Source organism: Limosilactobacillus portuensis, assembly GCF_028607025.1.
In the GTDB taxonomy this organism is placed as follows: Bacteria; Bacillota; Bacilli; order Lactobacillales; family Lactobacillaceae; genus Limosilactobacillus; species Limosilactobacillus portuensis.
Map to the genome: position 1 here is coordinate 1,400,874 of NZ_CP117296.1, position 19,105 is coordinate 1,419,978.

A 19,105-nucleotide genomic window follows, 5' to 3' on the forward strand; every position below is an offset into this window, starting at 1 on the left:
GAAGCTTGGCCTTGACTAACTGTCCTTGGTTGGTCACCTGTTGTTTGTGTAACTTGCGTCGGTTGGGTAACTTGTGTTGGTTGCGTTACTTACGTTGGCTGAGTTACTTGCGTTGGCTGCATAGCCTGCGTCGGCTGAGTGACTTGTGTTGGTTGCGTCACCTGCGTTGGTTGAGTTACTTGCGTTGGCTGCGTTACCTGCGTTGGCTGTGTTACCTGCGTTGGCTGCGTTACTTGCGTTGGCTGTGTGACCTGCGTTGGTTGCGTCACTTGCGTTGGTTGCGTTACCTGCGTTGGCTGCGTCACTTGTGTTGGTTGCGTCACTTGCGTTGGCTGCGTTACCTGCGTTGGTTGCGTTACCTGCGTTGGCTGCGTTACCTGCGTTGGCTGCGTTACCTGCGTTGGCTGCGTTACCTGTGTTGGCTGCGTTACTTGCGTTGGCTGTGTTGGTTGTGGCAATTGCATGTAAACAACATAACCATCTGGCAAAGTATTGTTCTTTGGCCATTCCATCCCTGTTGGATCAACAGCAACAACACCTGTATTCTTATCCAAGGTAACTTTGTGTTGCCATTGATCATTACTTTCGCCAATAGTATCTGGCGTATCTGCTTTAGCAAACTCATACTTGCCATTGTTTTCGGTAACACCGGAATGCTCACCATCAATTATCCAAGTTTCTTTAGCAGGATTTTCGGCAGTTGGCTCAACAACGACATCGTATTGTTGACCATTAATAGTAACGGTCTTCGTATTAACACGGTTACCATCATGGTCAGTGTAGTAAGTACCAGTTAAAGTTACTTTCTGTGTAGTCGGTTCTTTCAACTCCTGACCTTGAGTTACGTCATCGCTATCATTAACAATACCAACATAGTGAATGGTCCGTTCTGCTTGCTTAGTTTCAGTTTGCTTATTAGCAACTCTCATTAAGTAAACGTATTGATCTGGTGTATCTTCAGAGAGTGGTTGTTTCCCTAATTGATCCGGCTCTGATACTAAAACATAACCGTCATCTTCATAATTCTTCCATAAATCGGCAGTTCTATCAGGTTTTTCCCCCACAATGCCATTAATGTTAGTAACTTCATGACCTAAATCATTACCGTCAGTTGGCTTAAAGCTATCTGTCTGACCTTTAGCTACTAAATCAGTTACATCACGGTAATGGATGCTGTAACTACCCTCTTGCTTGTAAACTAGGTAGCCGTCTTTGACTTTAAATTGACCATCTTTACCAGTAAGCGTTCCATTCTTTAAGGCAGCTTGCCAATCAGAATCTAGGGCTTGTTCACCGTTATTCTCCTGTGATACCAAATGCCAAGCATCCTTACCTTCGCCAATCACTTGTGGCGTATTGATCTCATCTAAGGAAATATTGCCATTATTAACAGTTACCTGATCGTCCTTTGCAGGGGCTACTGGGCTCCATTTGACAGCGACACTCTCGCCTTCTACACCCTTAGCAGCTTCAACTTTATTACCATCCTTATCTGCAATCGTTTCGTGCTCAGCAACTTTCTTACCCGTAACGGCATCTACCCAAACTTCTCCATTAAATTTAGCTGTTTGAGTTGTCTTGTTTTGTAGGTCTTTGCCGTCTTTCGAGTTAGCCTTGTAATATACGTCACGAGTAACAGTAACTGTTAATGTAGATGGATCAACGGCTGGTTTACCATCCTTATCTTTTGGTACATCGTTTGTCTTTGGAGTTACCTTAACCGCTTTATGCTTCAAGTAAACATAAACATCATCAGTAGGTTTGGAAATTGTACCGCTTGTTGCAGAGTCAGGAACAGCTTCCGCTAAAACATAATTATGTTTAGCATAATCCCAAAGCGTGTTGGTGTATTTATCACCATAATTCTTATCAGTAATACTTTGCAGAGTACCTGAAATTTCCGTACCATCACTAGGCTTGAAGTGACCATCAGATTCCTTGCCATTAACATCAATGTAGTGGATATTTACGTTCCCCTGCTTGTGAGTAACGTAGATAGTAAATAACCTAGGTTCAGTTTCACTAAAGTTACCATTGATCTTATCGGTTACCTTTAAATTACTACCTGCTGACGTTTTCAAAACAACATTATAGTTTGGAAGTTCTTTGGCCAAATTGTCTATGATACTTTGATATTTCTGCGCTAAAGTTTCTGAACTCTTGCCTGATGGATCAGACAAACTAGTAGCAATATCTTCATCTTGACCACCAACACCTAGTTTTGTGGTTGTTATTAATGGATTATCGTCAACCTTACCATTTTCGTCTTCTACAAGGACTTGATAGTTTGCTGGATATTTAGCCTGCTTCTTAAGGAATACATAGTAATTCAATGTTGCATATAAAGATCCAGCATATCTCATACCCGCATCATTTCCGTCATATGATCCATTACCCTGATCACTATCTAAAACATCAAATTGATGCTTACCACGAGTTTGCTTATCACGTTGAACAACAACATATCCCTCTTCAGCTAATTTAGAGATAATATCATTATCTTTATTTGTATTATCAAAGGTTTGATCAACATTAGCTAAGTTAAAGATCGATGGTGGATTTCCTTGAGCATCTGTTTCTAATTCTTGCCCCATATAAACACCATACTTACTTGTTGCAGGATCGAGTTTGTATTGAATACCTGCATTTTCTGGATTCAGGTGATCTACTCCAGTTACGTCCACATAGTGAATTTGTACCTTCGCACCACTACCGTCTTCTGGCAATGGAATAGGAGCATAGTGTAAGTTCAAAATTTGAGGACTAGGATCCTGCATCTTTTTAGCATCATATTCAGTATTATCAAAAGCCCAAGTTTGATCAGCTGGAATACTGATATACTGACGTCCCGATTCATCAGTCGATACTTTCCAATTTTCATCACCAGTAATTTTTACTTTGTATGGTGTCGTTTCTGCTGTATACCCATCTAGAGTTAAATAAAGTTTATTATCCCCACCATATTGTGAAGGACCGCTAGCTAAATAATTAAGAATAGGTAGTAAAATACTATCACTAGAATAGTAAAAACCTGATAGTCCTTGACTCGGATCATAATTCTTCGTCAATTCTGCAGTAAATATAAGTTCATGCTTCTTCCCTTGAGAGTCGGTGTACTCATAACTTGCTTTATCAATACGATAACCTGTACGTTGGTATACCAGCAATTGACTTAGGTAAGAATTAGAATCATCTTGTGGTACAGACGGTGTATGTTTAATTGGGTTACCATTTTCATCATAATCAGATTGACCAGCAGTATAGTTAACTGGACTCCCGTTATTGTACAAAGCATTATATGTGCCTGAACCATCCGTTTTAGTCGGTAAAACAGTATTTCCTGTCTCACCTTGCATCTTAAAGTAATCAGTGCCCGACTTATCAGCATCTTTTATCGTTTCAGGTAATGCAAATTGCTTAGTCACAGGATCTCTTCTATATGGGTCGTTATCACTCAAAATATAGAATTCTTGTTTTCTTTCCTGAACTGGCGTATAAACTACAAAGAAATTCTGAGAATACTCTGCTGGAATAATTCCATCAGTAACTGAATCATATTTTCCGTTAGCCCTTAAGGCATCGGCTAAAGTATCGTAAGCGGAAAGAGTCCCATCATTTACATGACTCAATAAAGAGGATTGTGACAATGAATGAACAACTTCATCCTCTGTACTTTCATAGTCTTGAGAAAGGTCCATTAAATTTTGCTGATTTGAATAGTAAATCTTATAGTTATAGCCATCACGCTTCAAATCAGCATCAGTTAGCTTGAACTTGATATCTGTATCACTATTCTTACCAGACGATGAATCTAATATCTGATTTGGTTTGCCTAATCCTTGACCTATCAAAACCAAATTAGCGTGGTTAAGCCCATACTTAATGACGATGTTTTGATCAAATTCAAAGGTGTTTGCTGGAACTTTGTTACTAGTTACTTTTTTAACACCATTATCACTAACATTGTACATTTCACCGGGGGTATCTGAACTAATGTTATTACTATTCAAAGTATTATTAATATAAGCGGCTAATATTGAGCCTGGAACCTCAATTGTTGTCCAATTATTTTGATCTAGTTGGCCAGTTCTGGTATTAGCATTCTGGTATATTAAATCATCTAATACATCCGGAAATTCATATTTCGCTAAAGTTAACCTATCACTACTATCTGAAAGATCATTAACGGTTAATACTTTCCCTGTTAATGGGTTATATGTTCCTGAAATTTCAACCGGATCTAATTCCTTATTATCGTCTGGCTTAAGTGGTACACCAGGATTATCAATATCTTCAAATTTAACAATTCTTTTAACTATTATTTTCTTAGTAAAAGTCTCTGCCTTAACCAGATTATAAACAACCGTATCACCATCAAAATCATATATTACCGTTTTGCCAAATTCGGCCGGATTATTTGCACAATTGTCTGGATACTTAGCATTTGAATTTTCAATGTTAGCACCAGATTCAACATCCAATACATATCCATTCGGAATTGCATCGATCACTGCTTTAGGGATTAAAGTATAATCCTTATTCTTAACGGCATCATCAAAGTCACTATTCTTAGTTGCTTTAATAAAGTCGGTCTTTTGCATTGTATCTTTACCATCTTGGTAAGTATGACTTAATTCAGGAATAGCGATATCTGCCTGACTATTATCATTAAAGTGTAGCTTAAAATTCACAGTTAATTGACCTGTAATTGTAACTGAAGCAGAATCCTTACTTCCGGCAGCTATTACAATTGGCTTTAGTAAATCTGTCCATACAACAGAAGAAGCATATGCCGTCTTATTATTATCACGAACAAAATTAGGGGCATAGCCATCAAGATTAAGACCATAAACTGTATCCCCTGGAATTTCAGCAATCGTGGCCATAACGGTCTTAACCTTTGACCAGTCGTTTATTTGATCAGCACTAACAAAGTGGGTCATCAGGTCAGAGTCATCCGAATTAAGCTGAGTTAAGTTTAGATTTTCTGTCGAATAATAAATTCGTACTCCCTGAGATACTGTTTGGTTAGTAGTAATATTTTTTACTTTAGCTGAATTCCCGCCTTTCAACTTAAAATCAAATTCAGACTTCGTATCATCCGTTCCAGGAACATGAGCAATAATCACTGCATCATGTTCTGCCTTGGATTCAGAATTAACTAAAACATTAGAAAATGTCATTTCTGATGAACCCTTATCATCAGATTGACCTTGCATGGTTAAATCTTTATTTTGGTTACCTTGGGCTTGAGTTTTTGGATAAACACCTGTTGCGGCAATAACATTCCAATCACCCCAAGCAAGCTGATAAGCATTAGTAGAGTTATCTACAAAAGGCAGCTTATCAGGATTTGTCAGTGCAGAATAGCTATTGTTTCTTTCACCATCAGGCAATACTACATAGACCTGATAATCACTATTCAGGTTACTATGAGTAATTAAATTAGAATTATCTAGGTTGATTTTCCATTGTGTACTTGTATCCTTCCGACTAAAATCACCCACAATCTTAACAACATTCCGCCCATTAATTCTCAGTTCAGACATCTTTGTATTCTTAGGTAAGTCTGCACTATTAAAGACTGCATTAGTTGGCAGTACCACATAATAGGTCAATTTTTCTGGATCATTTAGGAAATCGCTCGCATAGGAATATATAGATCCAGCGTTCTTGGTTCCTGGTTGCTTATTAGTCTGGGATCCCGATGCACTAATTTGATTGTTGTGAATTTCAGGTCTTACTGGAATTTTTTCAACAATTTTCTGATTTTGGGTAAAGGTGGCAGGCTCATCTGGTGATGCAATTCCATTGGCAGTTAAATGAAGTTCAGTATGTAAGTTATTACCTGCTTTTACTTCAGAGCCATCTTGATAGTTCTTAGCCAAAACCCCGTTTAAGCCAAAATTATTTACTGAATCAAAGGCAATTAGTTTGTCAAATACTAATTGAACTTTTTTGATCTTCTTTCCAGCAGTTGTGCTAAGTAATGTTGATAAACTACCTGCATTAAACGTCCCTGTCTGCTTACTGCCATCCTCTAAAGTAAAGGTGTAAGAGAAACTGTGTCTTGTATCATTCACCGATAAGCCACTAATATCCATTCCATCAGGAACATCAATTGTTGCCTGAACATCGGATAAGTCATAGGGACTGCTATTGATAATATCGATGTTTTTATTCAAATCATGATTAGTCTTATTTTCAATTGCCGTTACAGGCTTACTAGTATCCTGATTGCCATTTTGATCATATTCATAAGTATCCGGTTCAATGTTGCCTGAGAATATATCACCCGCTGGAATCTTATCCAATCCATGGTCTTGTCCCAGAATTATTACTGACACAGGGTTAACTATATCGCTTACACTATTATTGTTTCCTGTTTCTTGGGTTACTTTAGGATTAACATTACTTGCTAGCGGAGTATCTCCCTTGGGGACATCCATCTTAAACTGGCCAATGATCTCAAAATTTAAAGAAGATGAATATCTAATCTTTAGATTTTTTAGCTGTTCGTTAGACAATTGTGGCAAATTAATCTTTACGACATTACCATCCTGAGTTACAGAAGCATTATATGATTTTCTCAAGTCAGCAATTGCATTATTAGTAGCAGCTGTATTTAAGACAAAATGATCCGGCATCGGAATTTCCAATGTTGTTCCATGATTAAATTGCGGATAAAAAGTACTAATAACCGGTTTCCAAACATAATCAGTATTAGCCAGAATTGCCTTATTCGTTACTTCTTTACCTGCAGTTGTATATATGGCTTCATTACTAGAATATACACCGTCTTTATGTTTCCAAGCTAAACTTACATAAGTAGAAATTTTTTGATTAAATTCAACTGTCTTAAGTAATTGGTCATTCTTATACAAATAAGCCTTACGTTTAAATGTACCAGTTGAATGAAGCTTACTTGTGTCAAAAGAACTATTTGTAGACAAAATAATTGGCTGCGTATTGGCATTATCCTTAGTAAAAGTATCAGTTAGTACCCACTGTTTATTAGCTTTATCGTAAGCTAAACTTCCGTTCCCGTAATCACCTTGGAATTGACCAAAATCAACTGTATCAATTCCATTGCCATCTGAGTCGGTTGCGTCAAAGCCATCACTGGTTTCGGGGATGACAACTTTGTAAATGTCCCCAGCCTTAGCCTCATTGGTATTGAAGTTAAAGGTAATGTCATTACCTGAATTAATATCAGTCTTATCAGCCGTAAATTCAGTATGTTTTACTTGTCTATCCCCGTCTTGGTTTTTCTGTTCCTTAACCGCATCTTGCGTAAGTGGTTGTTGTGTCTGGTCTGAATTAAGGGTTGTCGTTTCCGCAGTTGACTTTGATTTCTCCGAATTCTGGGCATTATCGCCTTGCTTATTTGACAAACTAACCGTCTTTTCAGACTGAATAGCTACCGCTGAAGAGGAGGCACTTTCCGAAGAACCCGTTTCAGGCTTCACCGGCGAATTGCTATCAGCGTGGGCTACCGTACTTCCTCCAATAACAATAGTAGTTCCTAGTAAAACTGAAGCAACGCCAACTGTAAGTTTTCTTAATCCGAAACGTTGACGTTGCTTTTCCATTTTACGTAAATATTCTTGAGTATTTCTACTAGACAATGTCCATTTCCTCCCCATTAGCAAACTATCTAATAATTAAAACTATAACTTCAATCGATTTAATTAATTATACGATCAATTTAACCTATTGAAAACTAATTCCAACAAATCAAACGATAAGCAAAAAGACTGTCAGCCCCTCGCTTTTTAACGAAGGACCGACAGTCTTTTAATTAATTAAATTTAATTTGTGATTAGCGGAATTACATCATTCCACCCATTCCGGCACCTGGTTGAGGAGCTGGAGTTTGGTTATCATTTGGTTCTGGCTTGTCAGCAACAACTGCTTCAGTAGTCAACAACAATGCGGATACTGATGCAGCGTTTTGAAGTGCAGAACGGGTAACCTTGGTTGGGTCAACAATTCCGGCTTCAACCATATCTTCAAACTTGCCATCAGCAGCGTTGTAACCAATTCCTGGCTTTTCGCTCTTTAATTGGTTAACAATTACTGAGCCTTCAACACCGGCGTTTTCAGCAATTTGACGAACCGGTGCTTCCAAAGCATCCTTAACGATGTTAACACCAGTAGCTTCATCGCCAGTAGCCTTAATGTCATCTAATGCTGGAAGAACGTTTACTAAGGCAGTACCACCACCAGGAACGAAACCTTCTTGAACGGCAGCCCGGGTAGCGTTCAAAGCATCTTCAATCCGGTACTTCTTTTCCTTCAATTCGGTTTCAGTTGCGGCACCAACCTTAACAACTGCAACACCACCAGAAAGCTTTGCAAGACGTTCTTGAAGCTTTTCCTTGTCAAAATCGGAAGTTGACTTACTGATTGCTTGCTTAATTTGGTCAACCCGTTCAGTGATTGCTTCCTTGGAACCCTTACCATCAACAATAGTAGTGCTGTCCTTAGTAACAGTTACCTTGTTAGCTTGACCAAGTTGATCAACGGTAGCATCCTTCAAACTCATACCTAAGTCATCAGAAATAACTGTACCACCAGTCAAGACAGCGATATCTTGCAATTGAGCCTTCCGTCGGTCACCAAATCCAGGAGCCTTAACAGCAACAACGTTAAAGGTTCCCCGAATCTTGTTCAAGACAAGGGTTGGCAATGCTTCACCAGTAATATCATCAGCAATGATTAAGAGTGAACGACCTTCTTGAACAACTGATTGAAGAAGTGGCAAAATGTCTTGAATGTTGCTAATCTTCTTGTCAGTAATCAAAATGTATGGGTTATCCAAATCGGCTTCCATCTTGTCATTATCGGTAACCATGTATTGTGACATGTAACCGCGATCGAAGCTCATCCCTTCAACGACGTCAACACTGGTTTCAACACCACGAGAATCTTCAATAGTGATAACACCATCGTTACCAACCTTTTCCATTGCATCGGCAATCAACTTACCAACTTCTGGGTTAGCAGCTGAAATTGAAGCAATTTGTGCAATGTCGTCCTTAGTCTTAACGTCATGGGACATCTTCTTCAATGCTTCAACAGCAACTTCAGTAGCCTTGTCAATTCCCCGACGAATACCAACTGGGTTAGCACCAGAAGTAACGTTCTTCATCCCGGCATTAACAATTGCTTGGGTCAAAACGGTAGCAGTAGTAGTACCGTCACCGGCAATATCGTTAGTCTTGGAAGCTACTTCTGAAACAAGCTTAGCACCCATGTTTTCAAAATGATTTTCTAATTCAATGCTCTTAGCGATTGTAACACCATCATTAGTAATGGTTGGTGTACCATAGCTTTGTTCAAGGACAACGTTCCGTCCCTTTGGCCCCATAGTGGTCTTAACTGTGTCAGCTAACTTATCAACACCGCGAAGCATTGAGCTCCGTGCATCTTCAGAAAACTTAATTTCTTTTGCCATTTTTTAATTCACCTCATATTAATATTAATGCTGTCATTTATTAAACCTTGATCGCTTATTCAACAATAGCAACAAGGTCCTTTTCATGAACAACGAGGTACTTTTCGCCGTCGTATTCAACTTCATTTCCGGCATACTTATCAAAGAGGACGCGATCGCCTTCCTTAACAACTGGTGCTAACTTTTCGCCATTATCTAAAGTCCGTCCAGCACCAACAGCAATTACCTTTCCTGTAGTTGGCTTTTCCTTAACGTTAGAAGCAAGAACAATGCCACCAACAGTCTTTTCTTCTTCTGTTTCTGCTTTAAGAAGAACGCGATCTCCTAATGGTTTTAACACGTTAATCCCTCCATTTTGATAAATTCCATACTCAAATTAGCACTCTCATGTACCAAGTGCTAATTACATTTTCTACTATACCATTTTTAGAGTTGATTGCAACCAATATGCTCTTCAGCGATGCTAACTAAAAAATCGCCGGTAATTACAGTTAACGTAACTACCGACGATTCTATAATTTAGTTTGTTTTCTCATCATGATTATTTTCAGCATAATTCTTGATGAAGTAAATTAACGTTTGAAGTTCATTAGTTAAGTCAATATTTTGCACTTGAACATTCTTGGGAACCGAGAGACGAACTGGCGTAAAGTTCAAAATTCCCTTTACCCCAACGCTAACTAATTGATCAGCAACCTTTTGAGAAGTTGAACTTGGAACGGTTAAGATCACGGCATCGATCTGCTGTTCCTTAATTTGCTTTTGCATCTCGCTTGCTGGATAAATCGGGATCCCGCTCTTTACGGTATTTGCTAATTCCGGCTTAGTATCGAACGCTGCGCTAATCCGTAAGTTAGTATCTTGATGGAAATTATAATTAAGGAGCGCGCTTCCTAACGAGCCGACACCAACAAGGGCCACGTTAGTAAGGGTATCCTGATTTAGGATCCCCTTGAAAAAGTTCAGCAGGCTCTCAACATCATAACCATAGCCCCGCTTTCCTAATTCACCAAAATAAGAAAAGTCACGGCGAATGGTTGCGGAATCAACCTGGACCGCTTCTGAAAGCTCCGTCGATGAAACCCGTCGTTTGTTTGCACTTAATAGTACACTAAGGTAACGGTAATAAATTGGTAACCGTTTGGCCGTTGCCTTAGGAATTTTCTTGGTAACCATTCTTTGTTATTCCTCCTACGATTTTTATATTATTCAACATTAGTGAGCTTTAAATCTTTACTCAATTTTGCTAGTTTGTGAAATCCAATTCTCTTATTATTCTAGCAACAAACTCTCCCATTGTGAACACTCAAACAAAATTATTTTCAAAAAATTTTCCATTTGCTTAATCGTTAACGTAATTTACAGGTTAATTTTTGTGAAATCAAGGTCAACCAGCGTATAATGGAAAGGTACATCTTTTGAAGAACGAGGTAAACAAAATGATTCTTTTGCAAGCCAATAATGTAATGCGTCGTTTTGGCGCGGATGTCCTCTTTCATGACATCAATCTCCAAATTCAAGGACATGGGCGAACTGCCCTTGTTGGTCGCAATGGTGCTGGAAAAACGACCCTCTTAAAAATGATTGCCGGAATCACAAGCCCCGATGAAGGAACAATCTCTAAGAGCAAGGATTTAACTATCGGTTACCTGGCTCAGGATCAAGGGTTAGACAGCCAAAATAGTATCTGGGCTGAACTTGATCTAGTATTTGCTCCCCTCCATAAAATGGAAAAGCAAATTCACCAGTTAGAAGATCAGTTAGCTTCACTTGATCCAGCAACTAAAGAATTTCAACTAACAACGGAGAAATATTCCCAACTTCAAGCTGAATTCAAGAAACGAGGCGGTTTTGAGTACGAATCGCGAATGCGGGGAATCTTAAAAGTCTTTGGGTTTGGAGAAGCTGACTACCAAACCGCGATCAACTCCCTATCTGGCGGACAAAAAACGAAGCTCGCCCTTGCTAAAATTCTTTTGCAGTCTCCTGACCTTTTGATCCTGGATGAACCAACAAACCACTTAGATATGAACGTCCTTGCATGGCTAGAAGATTATTTAAAAAGCTATCAGGGCGCTCTCCTTGTTGTTTCTCACGACCGCTACTTCCTTGACCGAGTTGTTTCCGATATTTATGATCTCGATAACCATACATTGCGGCATTATACCGGCAATTACACCCAATTTATGCAACACAAGCAGGAATGGCTTACTGCTGAATGGAAGCACTATGAACAGCAACAAAAGAAGATTGCGAAACTTGAAGACTTTGTCAACCGTAACATTGTCCGTGCATCAACCACAAAACGTGCTCAAGCGCGCCGGAAACAACTAGAAAAAATGGAGCGGCTGGATCGTCCCGAGACTGACGATCGGTCAATCCACTTCCACTTTCACAGTGATAAGGATAGCGGTAATGAAGTTCTTGACGTTGATCACGCGGTAGTTGGTTATAATGATCAGAAGCTTGCCGGGCCATTATCTTTCTCCGTTCGTAAGCCCCAACGAGTTGGAATTATTGGGCCCAACGGAATTGGTAAATCAACCCTGCTAAAGTCAATTTTGGATCGGATCCCGCTAATTAGCGGATCGATTAAGTTAGGTGCTAACCTTCAAATCGGTTACTATGATCAGGAACAGCAACAACTTCATCCCGAAAAATCAGTTTTAAATGAAGTTTGGGACGATCATCCAAACATTCCCGAAAAGGATATTCGCTCTCTCCTTGGTAGTTTTCTCTTCGTTGGTGATGATGTTTATAAACTTGTCCATGATCTTTCTGGTGGCGAGAAGGCTCGTTTAGAATTAACCAAACTTTCTTTTAAACCAATTAACTTCTTAATTCTTGATGAACCAACAAACCACTTAGATATTGATAGTCGTGAAGTCCTTGAGAACGCAATTAACGAGTTTCCTGGAACGGTCCTATTTATTTCCCACGACCGGTACTTTATTAACCAGGTTGCTACGGATGTTCTTGACATGAGCGCTACCGGAATTAAGCATTATGAAGGTGACTATGATGACTACCTTGAAGCCGTCAATAAGGAATTAGCTTCAACCGCAGGGCAAGAACAACAAGACAGCTCTACAGCTAAGCCCAAGAAATCCAGCGCTCAACAGTCTTACCAGCAAAGTAAGGAAACCCAGCGTGCCCGGCGAAAGCTCCAGCGACAGGTTGACAAGTTAGAAAACCAGATGGCTTCCCTTGAGGAACAGGAACAAGCACTTCAAGAGCAGATGAGCCAACCTGAAATTGCTACGGATATTGGTAAATTGACGGACCTTCAAAAACAACTAAATAAGTTAAACGAGCAGTCTGAAGAAGTCGAATTGGAGTGGACTAGTGCAGCTGAGGAATTAGAGAAGTTCGATCAAGAAAATAGTTGACTTTTCACCAAGAAGAAAGTAAACTGCAATCAAATGATCCAAGTAGGAAGTTCCAGAGAATGGTGGTCACCGGCTGAGAGCCACTTGCATAATTCCGAATCCTAATCATTACTAATCCAACACGTAAATAATATTTTTGAAAAAGAGTAAAGCATGTCTTTGAACGAGGATGGTAACGCCGTAACTGGTGCCTCGACTTAGGCATGCTTTTTGTTTAGAAGGGATGGTTAATATGGGAAAGCAGCATCAACGCATTGTCGTTAAAGTCGGGACAAGTAGTTTAATCTACCCCAATGGTCAGGTTAATTTACGAACGATTGACCGTCTTGCGTATACTCTCGCAACTTTAAATCATCAGGGGTACGAAATGGTTCTAGTTTCTTCTGGTGCGATTGGTGTTGGTCTTGCTAGCCTTGGCTTAACAAAACGACCAGCTGAAATTGCCCAGCAACAGGCCTTGGCCGCAATTGGGCAAACCGAATTAATGCGGATCTATTCCCAACGCTTCTTGGACTACCAGACTAAGGTCGGCCAAATTTTATTAACCCGCGATGTTCTTGATTATCCGGTTAGCCGTCAGCATATTCTAAATACAATTGAGACTCTTCTTAGTGATGCAGTCGTCCCAATTATCAATGAAAACGACCCAGTTTCGGTTGATGAGCTGGATCACCACACCACTTTCAGTGATAACGATGAACTCTCTGCTCAGGTTGCCACTAAAATTAAGGCCGATCTGCTAATCGTTCTTTCTGATATTGACGCTTTCTACGATCGTGATCCGCATAAATTTACCGATGCACACCCCATTCGTCACGTTAGCGAAATGACTCCAGAATTAGAACAAGCCGCAAGTGGTAGTAGTACCCAATTCGGAACTGGCGGGATGGTCACTAAGCTCCGGGCCGCTGCCACTATTATGCAGGCTAACCAACATATGGTCCTTTGCAACGGCCGTGATCCCAAAATTATCTTCCAAATCCTCGACGGTAACGAAGAAGTAGGAACGAGGTTCGGAAAATAGAGTGTGAGTCGTGACGAATTAGCAATCGAGTACTAAGGAATCCCGGACGATGATTGTCTTACAATCAAGGACGGGATAGTTAGACGGAGATTGCGGTCACGGCGAACACGTTTCGACTCAGTCGCCTAGAACGTTATCTTGAGGGAGCCTAGGCTGAACGCATTTAAAAATAGAGTGCCTTCGCCCCAAAGAGTTTCCGGAAAGCTAGCAATTTCTCCTGACGAAGGCGTCTCGTGCCTAGGAAGGAGGTTGCTAGCTCTAGGAAACTCGGACGAAGCACGTTTCGACTCGGTCGCCTAGAACACTATCTCTAGCAAATTCCTAGCGAGCAGAGACTATATAACAATAGGAGAAAACTCAAAATTCAACCAAGGAGGACTATCTCATGACATCACTTAATCAAATCGGTAAACAAGCGCAAATAGCTGCACGACAATTAGCAATCCTTGATACTGCATCTAAAAATAAGGGTCTCATTGCAATGGCTAATGCTTTAATTGCCAACCAAGCTACTATTCTTACAGCAAATAAACAAGACTTGGCTAATGCTAATGAAATGCCAAAGAAGTTTCTTGACCGCTTAATGCTCAACGAACAGCGAATCACTGACATGGCAAATGGCCTTCGCTCTATCGCCCAGCTTTCCGATCCGACCGCGCAAATTGACCGAGGATGGATTAGTGCTGACGGATTACAAATTATTCAACGGCGAGTTCCGTTGGGCGTCATTGGGATTATTTTTGAAGCCCGACCAAACGTTACTGCCGATGCTGCTGGTCTTACTTTTAAGAGTGGTAATGCGGTAATTCTCCGTGGCGGTAAGGAAGCATTACAAACTAATCTCGCAATTGCCAAGGTTCTTCGCGAGGCTCTTACCCAATCCGGACTTCCAGCCGATGCTATTCAAATGATCGCTGATCCAAGCCATCAAAGTGCTTGGGAAATGATGAATTTAACTCAGTATATTGATGTTCTCATCCCCCGAGGCGGTCGTGGCCTTATTCAACGAGTTGTTAAAACCGCAACCGTTCCCGTAATTGAAACAGGAGCCGGTAACTGTCACGTTTACGTCGATCGTGATGCCGATCTTGAAATGGCAACTGCAATTGCGGTTAACGCCAAGGTTCAACGCCCATCCGTCTGCAACGCTGCTGAAAAGCTACTAATTCATAAAGACATCGCTAAGCAATACTTACCAACTATTACCCATGCTTTAATCGATCATGGTGTTCAACTTCGTGGTGATGAAACGGCACGGGAAATTGTTCCCGAGATTATCCCAGCAACTGCAGAAGACTGGGACACTGAGTACAATGATCTCATTATGGCGGTTAAAGTTGTTGACAGTCTTGATGCTGCAATCACTCACATTAATGACCATAGTACCCATCACTCCGAAACAATTATCACTAACAACTTAGAACGAGGACGAAAATTCCAGGAGCAAATTGACTCTGCGTGTGTTTACGTTAACGCTTCTACCCGGTTTACGGATGGCGGAATGTTTGGCTTCGGTGCTGAAATTGGTATTAGCACCCAAAAGCTTCATGCCCGTGGACCAATGGGACTACACCAACTAACAACGATTAAGTATGAAATTACCGGTAATGGACAAGTTCGAAAATAACAAAATGTGAGCTTTAGAGTTCGGCTTTTCCGAACACTGGAGCTCACATTTTATTTTTTGCACACTTATCTTACTTCATTCGTCCATACATTAATCCTGGCTCTGCATTCAAATCCATTCCAGCACGATCACCATGTTGATAGCACATGTATCCAGCGGCACCGATCATTGCTGCATTATCACCACATAGTTTCAGTGGTGCCTGAAGCATCGTTACGTCTGGATGATACTTATGCATGTCATGATCTAATCGGGAACGAAGACCATGATTAGCAGCAACCCCACCAGCCAAGATCAGTTGCTTTACCGGATAGCGGTCAAGTGCCCGCATCGTTTTTTCTGCTAACACGTCAACAACACTTTGTTGGAAGCTGGCCGCCAAATCATACTTATTTAGTTTTTCACCCCGCTGATCAGCATTATGAACTGTATTAATAAAGGCACTCTTTAAGCCGCTAAAACTAAAGTCATAGTTTGCCTCTTTTTCCATTGCTCGTGGGAAGTGGAAAGTATCTTCCCCCTTAGCCGCCCATTCATCGATCGTTTTTCCAGCAGGATAATTAACCCCAAGAACCCGACCAATTTTATCATAAGCCTCTCCAGCAGCATCATCACGCGTTTCACCAATGATTTCAAATTCATGTTCAGCTTTCATGTAGACTAATTCTGTATGACCGCCTGAAACAAGCAATGCCATTTGTGGATATTTAAACTCGCCGACATACCGAGCAGCATATAAGTGACCAGTCATATGGTTTACCGGCACTAGTGGTAAATTATGTGCCCACGCAATTGCCTTGGCTGCAGTAACCCCGATTAATAATGAGCCGACAAGTCCCGGACCATAAGTAACCGCGACAGCTTTTATATCGTTATATGAAACATTAGCTTCTGCTAGTGCCTGGTCAGTGCACCGGGTAATCCATTCAATGTGGTGCCGACTAGCCACTTCCGGAACAACACCGCCAAATCGTTGGTGACTATCAATCTGGGTTGCAACAATATTTGACAAAATCTTGGTGCCATTTTCAACAACCGCGACACTTGTTTCGTCACAGCTCGTTTCAAATGCCAAAATTAACGTTCTATCTGCCATAACTAAGTATTTTCCCCTCTATTACAATTTTACTTCCATCTCAACCGCGTCTTCACGGTTATCAATATAGTAGTGCGATTTTATGCTGGTTTGATGAAACCCAAGTTGTTCATACAGTTTTCGTGCCCTTAGGTTATGAATCCGGACTTCTAATGTCATTCGCGGATAACTATGGTTGCCAGCATAAGCTTTTAAGGTTTGAATCAAATTAGCACCGATTCCTTGATCTTGATAAGCCGGACTTACACCAATATTAGTAATGTGACTTTCATGTTTATACCAGTTAAATGAACAACCAGCATAGCCAACAACCTGTCCATCATAGACCGTTACAAGATATAAACGATCGTGATCCCGTTCTAGTTCAATTTGAAAAGCATTGGCGCTCCAGGGAGCCGTCCCGTAAATCAATTCTTCAATTCTAATAATTGAAGGGATATCAGTGAACCTTGCACGGCGAATGGTAAACTGACGCCCATTGATTAGCTTCGTTTGTTGATCAAATGTTAATTGACCTGCTTCCCGATGATGTTTAAGCCAGTTTTTAAACTTCGCGAACATAATTTTGCCTAGTCTCACCCGGATGAAGTTTTTGCCAATTAGCCTCAGCCTCTGTAATCCGTAGATAATGCGGAATCAGCGAATCAATATCTGCAACTGGCTGAGCATTTTCTCCAACAAGTGCTAACTGGTAAGTTGAAGGAATGGCAAATGGTCGTGGAGCTAACTGGATGTTAGCTGGCATTTCTCCCATTGTCTTCTCAATCCGTTCAGTTAAGTGCCCAACTAACAAAATTGGCTGCTGTAATTGATCAAGCTGCTGCAGGAGGTCCTTCATTGCTAGATGTTGATCGGGAATCCGATTAATCAATTTTCCATCTTGCCACTGGTATGCACCTGCAAAAACATTTCCGCGCCGGGCATCAAAAAATGGCACAATTACTTCTTTAGTCGTTGGAACAACATTCCGTGCTAATACTTCAAGGCTCGAGATACCGACTAACTCCTTCTTCAATGTGTCAGCGAGTACCTTAGCGGTTGAAACTGCAATCCGAATACCGGTATACGATCCCGGTCCCTGAGCAACAACGATCCTGTCAACGTCTTCTGGTTGCCACTTAACAAGTTTAAATAGCTTATCAATTGCTGGCATCAAATAAATACTATGGTTACGCACCATGTTCAATGTTTCAGTTGCCAAAAGCTGATCATCCTCAACTACCGCAACACTCATTGGATGGTTTGACGTATCAATGGCAAGTACTTTCATTTCTTCGATCATCCTTTCAATCATCTAACATCTTATCACACCAACCACTTTTTGCATTAATTTTACGCCAAAATAAAAAGTAGCGGTCAGCTAAACTCCCCCTGCTAAACGTTACTTTTTAAAGGTTTATTATTATGAGTACATTCTAGGTTTTACTAATTAGTCGCGGTCATCATAGCCCTTTGGGTGGGTTGAATGCCACTTCCATGCAGTTGCGATAATATCATGAACATCATCGTACTTTGGATCCCAGCCAAGAACGTTCCGGGCCTTGTCACTAGCGGCAACTAATGAATCAGGGTCTCCTGGACGCCGTGGACCGATCTTTGCGGGAATTGGTTCGCCAGTAACTTCCCGAGCTGCTTCAAGCATTTGCTTATTAGAGAATCCGGTTGAGGAACCAAGGTTAAAGGCATTACTTTCATTACCAGCTTCAAGGTACTTAATTGCTAGGATGTGAGCATCAGCCAAGTCCATAACATGAACATAGTCACGAACATTAGTCCCATCTGGTGTGTTGTAGTCATCCCCAAAGATACTCAATTCGTCACGCTTACCTTGAGCAACTTGCAAGATAATTGGAACTAAGTGAGTTTCGGGACCGTGATCTTCACCAATAGTGCCGTCTGGTGCAGCACCAGCAACGTTGAAGTAACGAAGGGCAACAAACTTAATCCCGTAAGCCTTGTCAGCCCAGTGCATCATCTTTTCCATCATCAGCTTACTCAAGCCGTACGGGTTAATTGGATTTTGTGGATCCGTTTCCTTAATTGGTATATGCTCTGGAACGCCATAGGTAGCAGCGGTAGAGCTAAAGACAATGTACTTAATATTGTGGTCACGCATTGCTTCAAGCAAGGTAATCATTCCACCGGTGTTGTTATCAAAGTACTTCAATGGCTTGCTCATTGATTCAGGGACAATTGAAAAGGCAGCGAAGTGAACGACCGCTTCAATGTTTTCATTATCAAAGATCTTGTCCAAAAACTTCCGGTCGCGAATATCCCCTTCGTAAAACTTAGCTTTAGGGTTAATTGCGTCACGGTGACCTGTAGAAAGATTATCGGCAACGACAACTTCTTGACCATGTTCTACTAAATCCTTAACCATGTGCGAACCGATATAACCGGCACCACCAGCAACTAAAATTGCCATGTTGTTTCCTCCTTATCCGACAACATCTGCTAATACCAGACTGTCTACTAATTCCTTGTTCAAATACGATTGTAGCACTTTTAT

The 19,105-nt window shown here is 40.8% G+C and carries 11 protein-coding genes; 3 read left to right on the forward strand and 8 right to left on the reverse strand.

The window, feature by feature from the left end; all coding sequences use genetic code 11:
* Positions 1-89 precede the first annotated feature (89 nt).
* From PRK60_RS07185 to PRK60_RS07200, 4 genes are all read right to left on the reverse strand, one after another.
* Complete coding sequence (locus PRK60_RS07185) at positions 90-7,628, reverse strand: YSIRK-type signal peptide-containing protein (protein ID WP_273645868.1); 7,539 nt, start codon at positions 7,626-7,628, stop codon at positions 90-92.
* A 203-nt stretch (positions 7,629-7,831) separates the two neighbouring features.
* The gene (gene groL / locus PRK60_RS07190; protein ID WP_273645869.1) at positions 7,832-9,460 is read right to left on the reverse strand and encodes a chaperonin GroEL; all 1,629 of its coding nucleotides are present in this window, start codon (positions 9,458-9,460) and stop codon (positions 7,832-7,834) included.
* A gap of 55 nt (positions 9,461-9,515) precedes the next feature.
* Complete coding sequence (gene groES / locus PRK60_RS07195) at positions 9,516-9,800, reverse strand: co-chaperone GroES (RefSeq protein WP_102168655.1); 285 nt, start codon at positions 9,798-9,800, stop codon at positions 9,516-9,518.
* 179 nt (positions 9,801-9,979) lie between these two features.
* Positions 9,980-10,636, reverse strand: a complete 657-nt coding sequence (locus PRK60_RS07200) for a redox-sensing transcriptional repressor Rex (RefSeq protein ID WP_102168654.1) — start codon at positions 10,634-10,636, stop codon at positions 9,980-9,982.
* Between the two features lie 263 nt (positions 10,637-10,899).
* On the opposite strand from PRK60_RS07200, the gene PRK60_RS07205 reads away from it, so the two are divergent.
* The 3 genes from PRK60_RS07205 to PRK60_RS07215 all read left to right on the forward strand — a co-directional run bounded on the left by PRK60_RS07205 (position 10,900) and on the right by PRK60_RS07215 (position 15,500).
* On the forward strand, positions 10,900-12,849 hold the full coding sequence (locus PRK60_RS07205) for an ABC-F family ATP-binding cassette domain-containing protein (protein WP_273645870.1): 1,950 nt from the start codon (positions 10,900-10,902) through the stop codon (positions 12,847-12,849).
* A 223-nt stretch (positions 12,850-13,072) separates the two neighbouring features.
* Positions 13,073-13,873, forward strand: coding sequence for a glutamate 5-kinase (proB, locus tag PRK60_RS07210; protein ID WP_102168652.1), 801 nt, complete (start codon positions 13,073-13,075; stop codon positions 13,871-13,873).
* 385 nt (positions 13,874-14,258) lie between these two features.
* Positions 14,259-15,500, forward strand: coding sequence for a glutamate-5-semialdehyde dehydrogenase (locus PRK60_RS07215; RefSeq protein WP_273645871.1), 1,242 nt, complete (start codon positions 14,259-14,261; stop codon positions 15,498-15,500).
* 70 nt (positions 15,501-15,570) lie between these two features.
* On the opposite strand, the gene tsaD is transcribed toward PRK60_RS07215, so the two are convergent.
* The 4 genes from tsaD to galE all read right to left on the reverse strand — a co-directional run bounded on the left by tsaD (position 15,571) and on the right by galE (position 19,021).
* Complete coding sequence (gene tsaD / locus PRK60_RS07220; protein WP_102168650.1) at positions 15,571-16,596, reverse strand: tRNA (adenosine(37)-N6)-threonylcarbamoyltransferase complex transferase subunit TsaD; 1,026 nt, start codon at positions 16,594-16,596, stop codon at positions 15,571-15,573.
* A gap of 21 nt (positions 16,597-16,617) precedes the next feature.
* Complete coding sequence (rimI, locus tag PRK60_RS07225; RefSeq protein ID WP_273645872.1) at positions 16,618-17,157, reverse strand: ribosomal protein S18-alanine N-acetyltransferase; 540 nt, start codon at positions 17,155-17,157, stop codon at positions 16,618-16,620.
* Positions 17,141-17,866, reverse strand: coding sequence for a tRNA (adenosine(37)-N6)-threonylcarbamoyltransferase complex dimerization subunit type 1 TsaB (gene tsaB, locus PRK60_RS07230; RefSeq protein ID WP_102168648.1), 726 nt, complete (start codon positions 17,864-17,866; stop codon positions 17,141-17,143). Before tsaB ends, rimI begins: the two co-directional genes overlap by 17 nt.
* 159 nt (positions 17,867-18,025) lie before the next feature.
* Entirely contained in the window at positions 18,026-19,021 is a 996-nt protein-coding gene (gene galE, locus PRK60_RS07235; protein ID WP_273645873.1) for a UDP-glucose 4-epimerase GalE, read from the reverse strand.
* Positions 19,022-19,105 lie beyond the last annotated feature (84 nt).